The sequence below is a fragment of the Chamaesiphon sp. VAR_48_metabat_403 genome, from assembly GCF_031422475.1.
GTDB lineage: Bacteria > Cyanobacteriota > Cyanobacteriia > Cyanobacteriales > Chamaesiphonaceae > Chamaesiphon.
Window position 1 is genome coordinate 1 of record NZ_JANPLS010000059.1, and the last position, 9,617, is coordinate 9,617.

General features: G+C 45.2%; 15 protein-coding genes. 12 read left to right on the plus strand and 3 right to left on the minus strand.

Annotated features, from left to right (window positions below):
* The first annotated feature begins 46 nt into the window (after positions 1 to 46).
* Together RMO79_RS02835 and RMO79_RS02840 are read left to right on the plus strand one after the other, a co-directional pair.
* On the plus strand, positions 47 to 193 hold the full coding sequence (locus RMO79_RS02835) for a hypothetical protein (RefSeq protein WP_310481542.1): 147 nt from the start codon (positions 47 to 49) through the stop codon (positions 191 to 193).
* Between the two features lie 24 nt (positions 194 to 217).
* Entirely contained in the window at positions 218 to 340 is a 123-nt protein-coding gene (locus RMO79_RS02840) for a hypothetical protein (protein WP_310481543.1), read from the plus strand.
* A gap of 12 nt (positions 341 to 352) precedes the next feature.
* On the opposite strand, the gene menA is transcribed toward RMO79_RS02840, so the two are convergent.
* Both menA and RMO79_RS02850 read right to left on the minus strand, forming a co-directional pair.
* The gene (menA, locus tag RMO79_RS02845; protein ID WP_310481544.1) at positions 353 to 1,258 is read right to left on the minus strand and encodes a 2-carboxy-1,4-naphthoquinone phytyltransferase; all 906 of its coding nucleotides are present in this window, start codon (positions 1,256 to 1,258) and stop codon (positions 353 to 355) included.
* Positions 1,259 to 1,468: 210 nt separating this feature from the next.
* Positions 1,469 to 2,689, minus strand: coding sequence for a hypothetical protein (locus RMO79_RS02850; RefSeq protein WP_310481545.1), 1,221 nt, complete (start codon positions 2,687 to 2,689; stop codon positions 1,469 to 1,471).
* Positions 2,690 to 2,991: 302 nt separating this feature from the next.
* On the opposite strand from RMO79_RS02850, the gene ndhL reads away from it, so the two are divergent.
* The 10 genes from ndhL (at position 2,992) to RMO79_RS02900 (ending at position 9,168) form a co-directional block, all read left to right on the plus strand.
* Complete coding sequence (ndhL, locus tag RMO79_RS02855; RefSeq protein ID WP_310481546.1) at positions 2,992 to 3,204, plus strand: NAD(P)H-quinone oxidoreductase subunit L; 213 nt, start codon at positions 2,992 to 2,994, stop codon at positions 3,202 to 3,204.
* A gap of 9 nt (positions 3,205 to 3,213) precedes the next feature.
* Positions 3,214 to 3,522 (plus strand): DUF3007 family protein, encoded by a 309-nt coding sequence (locus tag RMO79_RS02860; protein ID WP_310481547.1) that lies wholly within the window; start codon positions 3,214 to 3,216, stop codon positions 3,520 to 3,522.
* Positions 3,523 to 3,636: 114 nt separating this feature from the next.
* Positions 3,637 to 4,431, plus strand: coding sequence for a tryptophan synthase subunit alpha (gene trpA / locus RMO79_RS02865; RefSeq protein ID WP_310481548.1), 795 nt, complete (start codon positions 3,637 to 3,639; stop codon positions 4,429 to 4,431).
* A 167-nt stretch (positions 4,432 to 4,598) separates the two neighbouring features.
* Entirely contained in the window at positions 4,599 to 4,967 is a 369-nt protein-coding gene (locus RMO79_RS02870; RefSeq protein WP_310481549.1) for a hypothetical protein, read from the plus strand.
* A gap of 2 nt (positions 4,968 to 4,969) precedes the next feature.
* Positions 4,970 to 5,770 carry a DUF2310 family Zn-ribbon-containing protein gene (locus RMO79_RS02875; protein ID WP_310481550.1) on the plus strand — a complete coding sequence of 267 codons (801 nt, stop codon included), beginning with the start codon at positions 4,970 to 4,972 and terminating at the stop codon, positions 5,768 to 5,770.
* Positions 5,771 to 5,872: 102 nt separating this feature from the next.
* A complete protein-coding gene (locus RMO79_RS02880) occupies positions 5,873 to 6,346 on the plus strand; it encodes a Rieske 2Fe-2S domain-containing protein (RefSeq protein ID WP_310481551.1) in 474 nt (157 codons plus the stop codon).
* A 43-nt stretch (positions 6,347 to 6,389) separates the two neighbouring features.
* Positions 6,390 to 7,301 (plus strand): cation diffusion facilitator family transporter, encoded by a 912-nt coding sequence (locus tag RMO79_RS02885; RefSeq protein WP_310481552.1) that lies wholly within the window; start codon positions 6,390 to 6,392, stop codon positions 7,299 to 7,301.
* A 97-nt stretch (positions 7,302 to 7,398) separates the two neighbouring features.
* Positions 7,399 to 7,848 carry an AAA family ATPase gene (locus RMO79_RS02890; RefSeq protein WP_310481553.1) on the plus strand — a complete coding sequence of 150 codons (450 nt, stop codon included), beginning with the start codon at positions 7,399 to 7,401 and terminating at the stop codon, positions 7,846 to 7,848.
* Complete coding sequence (locus RMO79_RS02895; RefSeq protein WP_310481554.1) at positions 7,838 to 8,617, plus strand: tRNA(His) guanylyltransferase Thg1 family protein; 780 nt, start codon at positions 7,838 to 7,840, stop codon at positions 8,615 to 8,617. Before RMO79_RS02890 ends, RMO79_RS02895 begins: the two co-directional genes overlap by 11 nt.
* 65 nt (positions 8,618 to 8,682) lie before the next feature.
* Entirely contained in the window at positions 8,683 to 9,168 is a 486-nt protein-coding gene (locus RMO79_RS02900) for an N-acetyltransferase family protein (RefSeq protein WP_310481555.1), read from the plus strand.
* Between the two features lie 147 nt (positions 9,169 to 9,315).
* On the opposite strand, the gene RMO79_RS02905 is transcribed toward RMO79_RS02900, so the two are convergent.
* On the minus strand, positions 9,316 to 9,617 hold a 302-nt coding region (locus RMO79_RS02905; RefSeq protein WP_310481556.1), incomplete at its 5' end, for a hypothetical protein.

The window sequence follows — 9,617 nt, forward strand, 5'->3', positions numbered from 1 at the left end:
GTATCGAATTTTACGTTATCTAGCCGATCGCTACTGAGCGGGTTAAATGGCTAGAGTAATTGCCATAGCAAGATTGTGGGGATGTATCGTCCAACAGCGCGATCGAGTCTCGCAATCCCAGACATGCGATATTAGCGCAATTGATATTAACTTAACCTTTGCAGCGGGTTCGTTTGTAAGGATCGTCGGATAGAGTGATTTGGGTAAGAGTACGTTAATGAAACTATTACCGAGATTGTCCGATCCCAGTCAGGTAAGGATGACGATCGATCTTAAACCGCATCTAATCGATACCTGCCGCTTAGTCCTCGGCGCACATCCACTCCGATCTACCGACTAATTTCGCTCCGATTTAGCGAGCGAGATAAAAGCCCAAGACTAATAATAACCCACTCACGAAATGCAGCCGGACGGCTAAATACTTACAAGTCCGAACGCGCTCCGGTCGATCGTGATATTCGGTAACAAATTGAGTTAACTTTATTGCTAACGGCAAACTCAAAAATATTAATAGCGTCGCGACGGGAAATAATTTACTAATTACACCAAGCGTAGTCAGAATATAAATACTCGCAGTACCCCATGTTAAAACTTTCGCGCCCATACTCGTCCCCATCCGAACGATCGGTGACAGTTTACCCGCCGCCAAATCGTCTTTAACTTGATGAAAATGCGAACAAAATAAAATCAGACTGGTAGAAATACCGATAATTATCGAAGCAGTTAAATTCGCGATCGACCAAGATTGAGTTTGACTATAATACGCCGCACTTAAAGCTAATGGGCCGAAACAAATCGTACAAATAACTTCACCCAAACCTTGATATCCCAACCGGAAGGGGGGGCCTTGATAAGTGTATCCCAGCAAGCAAGATAGGGCGACGATCGCGATGACGGTTAGATCTTGTTGCCACCAAGCAATTGTCGCAATCCCGGCAATGCCGATACTCAGAAATAAGTTTGCCAACCAAAACATGAGATTGCGATTGCCAGTTAAATTGACTACCGACTCAGCTTTATTTATATCGATACCCGTATCGCTATCGAAAACATCATTGCTAATATTCAACCACGCAATAATCGCGATCGCCGATAATAAAAAAGTTCCTAAAATATTGAGATCGATCGATCGATCTTGGGCGTAAGCAACTGCCGAACCCACCGAAATTGGAATAATTGCCACCGTATACATCGGCGGCTTAATTGCTGCCAACCAGAGCTGAGATTTTGGTTTGGCGATCGACTCAAATGTAGTCATAATCAAAATAAGATTTAAAATAACAGCAGATTTACTCGCTCTTCATCCTCGAAACTACTGCCAGGTAATTATTATTTAAAGATCGACATCGAGCAGATCTCGATCGAAACTAAGATCGCTCTGGCAATGGAAACTGAGGATGGGAGTACAATCTAGCTATAAATACCTATAACACGATGCCAATTGAGCAATTCTCCATCGCCAAGAAAATTAACACGCCAACCGCTGATTCAAAACCTGCTCGTATTTACGCACCAAATCGATCGCCAGATTGAGGTCTGTAGGGCTGCTGTAAAGGACTTGTCGCGCCTGAGTAGCCAAATCGGTCAAAACCGGGTCTTCAGCCTGACGTTTGGCTAGAGCCTTCGCTGCAAGCGCATCCAATCGTCCGCGTAACTCTTGCCTGCGATCTAAGGGGAGTCGATTGGCGGTAAGTGCTGATTCTGCGGCGATCGTGTATGCTTGAATTTTATTACTCCAATTTGTCAACCCGATGTGCACGGGAGCAATTATCCCAGCGGCAAATTTGGCAACCAATCGCTCTAGCCAAAGTTCGAGTTCGGCTATTTCGGCTACAGGTAATGGTGCAATTGCTGGTAAATTATGTGTAATTTTCGATTGACTTTCGGTATAGGCGGCGATCGAATCTCGGTTGAGTTGTGTTAATTGTTGCAGCAATTGGGGTGCTGTGGCAAAATCTGTTTGTAGTTGTTGGCGTTGGAGATCGAGGGTTTCTAATTCGTGGCGGCTATGATTAATTAAGGGCGCAATCTCTCGAATAAAAGCGCGATTTATCCCTAACGGATCGCGATCGATCTGTAATTGCAGCTCGTTGAATTTAGATTGGGCGGTAATTAGTGCGGGCGGTGTGGCAATATTTAATTTGTGGGCTAATTGTTGCAAGTGAGCTAACGATTGGTGAGTCGTAATTAACTGCGATTCCAATTCTTTCCAAGCAGTTTCTACCGCGACGAAAGTATCTCTGGCAATAGCAAAGGCGATCGACATCCGATCTAATAATTCGGCTAGCGAAATCGCTCTTACCTGTTGGTTTGCACTTACCAAACCTCTTTCGGCTAGAGGTGTCTGGATGCTCGGCAACTGAATCGACATCCCCGTCAGGAGCTGTTCGATTTCTTGTAACTGACTATCGTTGATAAATAAAGAAGGTAATTCTTTCCGCAATCTTCGCGCTCGATCGATCGGTTGATTGAATAATTCTAGATCTTCAAATAATCGATCGATCGCCGTTAATGCCGTACTTGCTTGTTGTTGAGTAATCCCCGTAACATTACTCGGTGGATTGCCCATCCCACTCAACCGTTGATATGCAGGCAAATCGTACAAATCTAATAAATTTTGATTGGCAATATCAACTTTCTGCGCCCAATCAGCCAATAATCGATCGATCTGTGCCAGATTTAAATCCATCTCGATCCCTCTACTTGCTAGATCTCCAAATTGATTCTAGTATAAAGCCCATTTGAGATCTTTAATTACCGACGGGTATCATGCCGTTGGATTGCTCGCAGGCATTAACAATTACTTCAACAGCATCACAAATATCATCTCGGTCGATTTATGTTCGATCTCTGTTACGACCGATTAAATTGTCGTACCCAGATCGCCTTTGCCTTGTAATCTAGCTTCCCGAACCTGATAATATAGAGACTAACTCAGTAGCCAGATCTCGGATTGACGATCGACGCGCTGCTTTATTTGAGATCGAACCTATGATAGTTGCATTACTGTATTTAATTTTGAGTGGGGCTTACCTATTAGTAATTCCTGGAGCATTGTATTTATATCTTCAAAAGCGATGGTATGTAGCTAGCTCGATCGAACGACTGTTGATGTACTTTCTCGTGTTCTTCTTCTTTCCTGGCATGATCCTATTATCGCCATTCCTAAATTTTCGTCCCAAACGCCGCGAACTTGAGGCTTAGATTTAGCAGATGCGGAGAATTGATGTATTTTTAATTGGCATCGGCGTATTTGCGATCGGCGGTGCTGGCTATCTCGGCTTAAAATGGGCTGGGTTAGACAATATCGATGCCGGAATTTGGAGTCAATTGCTGTTAGTAGGCATCATTTTCGCTTGGTTATCTACTTATATCTTTCGAGTTGCTACCAAAAAAATGACCTATACCCAACAACTCAAAGACTACAAAGAAGCTGTTTTACAAAAACGCCTCGACGAACTCACCCCCGCAGAATTAGCCAAAATCCAAGCCGAAATCGAAAGCGAACGGAATAGTGGATAGTGGATAGTGAATAGGTTTTGGAACTGCGTTCCTTAGTTTCGCCTCCCACACGCCCCACAATCCCCACACATCCACGTCTCCCAGTCCCCCCGTCCCCCCGTCCCCCATCCCCCTATGCACTCCGTCTCTAGTTGCTTCCAATCTTTACGCGATCGCGGACAGTGTGCTTTAATTCCCTTTATCACCGCTGGCGATCCAGACTTAGCAACGACGGCTCAAGCTCTCAAGACCCTAGATGCCGCAGGAGCAGACATCATCGAACTCGGCGTACCCTACTCCGATCCGCTAGCTGATGGCCCCGTCATTCAGGCAGCGGCGACCCGTGCGTTAGCAAAAGGGGTCAAATTAGATGATGTCATCCAAATGGTGGCGCGGGTGAGTCCCGAAATTACAGCACCGATTATTTTATTTACTTATTACAACCCCATCCTCAATTTAGGGATTCGTCCCTTCCTCGAAAAAATTGCCGCCGCTGGCGTGAAGGGACTGGTAGTACCAGATCTGCCATTAGAAGAAGCCGAAGAATTATTAGTACCAGCCGCCGAAATCGGCATTGAAGTTATTCTGCTCGTCGCGCCAACCAGCTCTCAAGAGAGGATTGTGGCCATCGCCAATAAATCGCAAGGCTTTATTTATTTAGTCAGCGTCACGGGTGTAACTGGCGTAAGATCTGGATTAGAAGATCGGGTTGGCGATATTTTAGCAAATTTACGGAGCGTCACCGATAAACCGATCGCGATCGGCTTTGGCATTTCTGAGCCAGAACACGCCCAACAGGTGCGAAAATGGGGTGCAGACGGCGTAATTGTCGGCAGTGCGATGGTTAAACGTTTGAGTGAGGGAACGCCCGCCCAAGGGCTACAGGCGATCGATCGATTTTGTCAGAGTTTGAAATCAGCAATTTGTTAGGAGTGGATAAATAGATAGGTTTTGGAAGTAATTGTACTCCCCACACATCCCACACTCCCCACACCCTCTTCCAAGCTTGTACTTATATTACGGATCGATCGGAGTCAAGCACATCACTCTCGTAAAGTTCGGTAAAATTAAGGTTCAGCTTGCGTAGGAAACCAGTCATGCTCGAACTCAATACTATTGCCGAATTTTCTCGATCTCATTGCGTGGGGATTTGTGCCTTTTTAGTGCCGATGAGTCTCCTGTTGACGATGACAACCATGCTGTTAGTCGGATTGGATCGATCGCCACGGCTGATTTATGCGAATATTTGCGTAGCAATTCTACCTGCGATCGCATTATTCTTACATGTTGCAACTTGGTGGTCGATCGGGGTAGTGATGCTGCCGACATTTATTTTACCAGTACTGGCGACAATGTGTTTAGCGACGAATGCTTATGCTGCGATCGCGCCCCAACACATGCGAAATTTACTCATGACAATCTCTAAATTCTCAATTGCTAAATATCAGCAATTAGTTGCCAATTAATCGTGTTTGTTGCCCAGATTAGCTGGCAAGTTCCAGCGACAAGTACACCAGCACAGCTAGATGAAATTAGTTACAGCTTATTGGCGGCGTTACGCAAAAATGGGCAGATTACTAATGGCGATTGGCCGTTCAGCTTTGCTGTACCGGAGGTAATCGCAATTTCTGGAAGATATTTGCAGACATTTGTCATAATCCTCGCTCCAGATGCCCTAGATTCAAAATATGCAAATAAATACGTTCGTAAAGAAATAGCCACAGCGATTGAATGGGGATTTAGTGCGCCGCAGATCGAAATCATTGGCGAATCTCCAGGTATTTCTGAAGGAACTATTTGTAATTGTCAGCCGAGCAGTTATATTTTATATACTCATTATTTAGAAATTGGATCTCCTGTAAAATGCGGTAATTGTTTCGCGCATGTGCCCCTGTACCTGCTCCCCAAAACTTACGATGGTGATGAATATTACGATATTTTGATGTGGGAGCGAGACTATCGAGCTTGCGATACATTGCAAATGCACTGTAAGACGGGGGAAAGATTTGGCATTCGGCAAATGTCAGATGTTCGTAGTAGTTTAGCCAAACAAGGTCGAGAGATTAGCGATCGGTTGACAGCACTAACTGGTAAACCGACTTACTATTACCTCTATCGATATAAATTACGAACTAATATCATTAAAGAAAAACAAAGACGCTGCCCGAATTGCGATCGAGAATGGTTAGTTGAGAATAAATGGCATCAGTTCGATTTTAAATGCGATTGGTGTCGATTGGTATCGGTGCTTTCTTGTACGATTACTTAATATAAAGATCGTTAACTTTACTCGTAGTTAAACTTGCTAAAATAAGATTAACGATCTATTATCGCTACATATACAACCTTCCTCGATCGAGGTCTGAAGAATATGATTAAACGTCGTTCGTTTTTGGGATACTTTAGTGTTGGTTGGTTGGCTACCTGTTTCCCTGTCGTACTAGCAGCTTGCGCCCCAAATAAATCTGAGCCACAAGCTACCGCGAATACCGACGAACCCGCCGCAGCAGATAAAGGCAAAACCAAACCAGCAACTAAAAAAACGGCGGATGGTTATACCGCGATCGGTACTGTCGCTCAATTAGAAAAAGCTGGATATTTGCAAACAAAACAAGTTGCCGTGTCTAGAGATCCGGCGAACCCCAAACAACTAATTGCCGTCAATCCTAAATGTACCCATCAAGGTTGCGATGTAAAATGGGTAGCTGGAGAGAAAAAATATGGATGTCCCTGTCACGATTCGGATTTTGCTCCCGATGGCAAAGTATTAAAAGGCCCCGCCACTGCACCTTTAGCAACTTATCCAGCCAAAATTGTCGGTACTCAAGTCTTCGTCAAGGTGTAATAGTATCGACAATCGCCCGATCGAGGTGAGATTTCTACTCCCGATGAACTTCCAAACTGCACGGACTTATACATATTTGTCGATCGCGGCGGCAATAATCACGATCGCACTCAAAACTGGGGCGTACTTTCTGACTGGATCGGTGGGATTGCTCTCCGATGCCTTAGAATCGATCGTCAATGTGGTGACGGCGTTGGCGGCATTTTGGGCGTTATCTTTTGCCGCGACTCCCGCCGATGAAGACCATCCGTTCGGGCATAATAAGGCGGAATATTTTTCGAGCGGACTAGAAAGCGTCCTGATTATTGTGACCGCGATCGGCATTGTCGCGATCGCTTGGCCGAAATTATTTGCACCCCAACCGCTAGATCGAGTCAGCCTGGGATTATTATTATCGGCGATCGCCACAGCAATTAATGGCTGGGTTGCGTGGATCTTATTGCGTGCGGGGCGGCGACTGCGATCGATTACCCTCCGTGCCGATGCCCATCATCTCCTGAGCGATGTCTGGACATCCGTTGGGGTGGCGGTGGGGATATTTTTGGCAAATCTTACAGGTTGGTCGATTCTCGACCCTTTAATTGCCATTGGCGTGGCAGTACACATCTTACTGACAGGGGTACGACTGCTCCGCGAAACTGCGGCGGGATTGCTCGATACGTCATTACCACCTGCCGATCGAGATCGAATTGCAAGTATATTTAGCGTTTACGAGCGAGAAGGGATCCATTTTCACGCCCTCAGAACGCGAGTCTCCGGTTCGCGGGGGTTTGTGAGCTTTCACATCTTAGTACCGGGCGAATGGACGATCCAACGGGGTCACGATCTGTGCGAACGAGTCGAACAGGAAATCGTCGATGCGTTACCAGGTACCAATGTCATCGCCCACATGGAACCACTCGAAGACCCCAAATCGTGGTCGGATTTGGAACTGGATCGGACTTTACCTTCGTAGAGAGGGGAGATGGGAGCGGGGAGCGGGGAGTAAGGAGTAAGGAGTAGTATGATAGAATCGATCGTGTATTGCTCGATCCTTATGGACTGGAGATTGAATGCAAGCTGCGATCTTAATGGGAATTCAAGCCTGTGGTAAGTCTACTTTTTATCACCATAAATTTGGATTGACACATGTGCGAATTAATCTCGATATGCTCAAAACCAGACATCGCGAATTGAGATTATTTGAGACTTGTTTGGAGATTCAACAATCATTAGTTATTGATAATACCAACCCGACTAGACTCGATCGACAGCGATACATCGAACCAGCCAAACAGCATAAGTTTCAGATTATCGGGTATTATTTTGAATCGCGAATTAGGGATGCGATCGAACGCGATCGATTGCGTCCTGCCGCCCAGCAGATTCCTGAAAAAGGAATTGCCGGGACTGCTAAGAGATTAGAATTACCAACCTACTCGGAAGGATTTGACGAACTATATTACGTAAAACTATTACCGGAAATGAAGTTTTCAGTGGAGAAATGGTCGGATGAAATTTGACGAACTAGATGCAAAAATGCGGGTGTTTGAAACCACCAACGATCTCTATGTGTTGCCAGGAATATTTATGGTAGCCAGAGTCGATGGTCGCAGTTTTACCCGATTGACTAAAGAAGTCTGTAAATTTGAAGCACCTTTCGATCCGGTATTTCGCGATCGGATGGTGGAGACGCTTCAACACCTAATGCAGTCGGGCTTTAAGGTAGTTTATGGCTACACTGAAAGTGATGAAATTTCGCTACTATTGCACCCAGAAGATGTGACATTCGAGCGGAAGTTACGCAAACTCAATTCGGTATTAGCAGGCGAAGCAAGTGCCAAACTTTCAAGTTTATTAGGTACCGTAGCCGCGTTTGACTGCCGGATTTCGCAACTACCAAATATCGAACTGGTAGTAGATTATTTTCGCTGGCGCAATGAAGACGCGCATCGGAATGCTTTGAACGCTCACTGCTACTGGATGCTCCGCAAACAATGTGTCAGTGGAAGAGCTGCTAATAGTAAAATCGAGCATCTGTTAAAATCAGAGAAAAACGAGTTACTATTCCAAAACGGCATTAACTTCAACGATTTACCCGCATGGCAAAAGCGGGGGGTCGGTTGTTATTGGGAAACCTATCTCAAAGAGGGTTTTAATCCGATCTCTAAAGAGCAAGTATTTACCGAACGCCAGCGGATTAAAGTAGATTTAGAATTGCCAATGCAGGAAAAATATAGTGAGTTTATTCGCAATTTAATTGAAACGATCGAGAGTGTGCATATTCGATAGCAGCCGATCTCCTTTTACACTCACATCTAGTATTTTAAACCAGCTACCCCTTACCATCATCCAAAATGATTCGCGATGCTCACATCGATGATTTACCCGCAATTATTGAGATTTACAATACATCGATTCCCGGACGGATGGCAACAGCAGATTTAGAACCAGTCACCGTAGCCAGTCGGATGGACTGGTTTACCGCCCATACACCCGATCGTCGCCCATTGTGGGTACTAGAAGCAGACAATAAAATTAAAGCATGGTTTAGCTTTCGATCGTTTTACGGGCGCGATGCTTATCGTCATACTGTCGAGGTAAGTGTATACGTATCCCCAGATTCTCACCACCAACATTTAGCCACTCAATTACTATCTCAAGCAATTGCAAGCGCGCCTAATTTAGATATCAAAACACTAGTTGCCTTTATTTTTGCTCACAATCAACCGAGCATCAATCTCTTTAAAAAATATGGCTTTCAACAGTGGGGTTATTTACCCCAAATCGCCGAACTCAACGGCATCGATCGAGATTTAGCTATTTTAGGACGACAAATCTAGGTTTTAGGCTTTAGGCGTTAGGCTTTAATTGCAGTATTGAGATCTCCAAAGGACGAAATCCCCTCTTGGGAGCGACGTTTTTATTCGGGGGGAACCCCCGAATAAAAAAACGTCAAGACAGAGGTGCCCGTAGGGCTACTGGTCGGGTCACCCGCCCAGTGGGGTGGGTAGATATCGATCGACACATCCAACACACTCATATCCAGAACTCAGTTGAGATCTTTTTAGATCCTGGTGGCGGAGGGTGGGTTTTGTTTGAGATCGAACAGTAATATCGACATTAAATTGCATTGTCTTGTCGCACACAAACGGGAGGGAACCTCCCGTTCGATGCGCCGCAAACCCACCCCTACAGATCCCGAAAAGGGTGAATGTCGTTTTACTGAGATTTACGACGTAATAAATCCCGCTCCCTTTTCCTAATTTGAGCGGCATCAGCAGCTTTAATC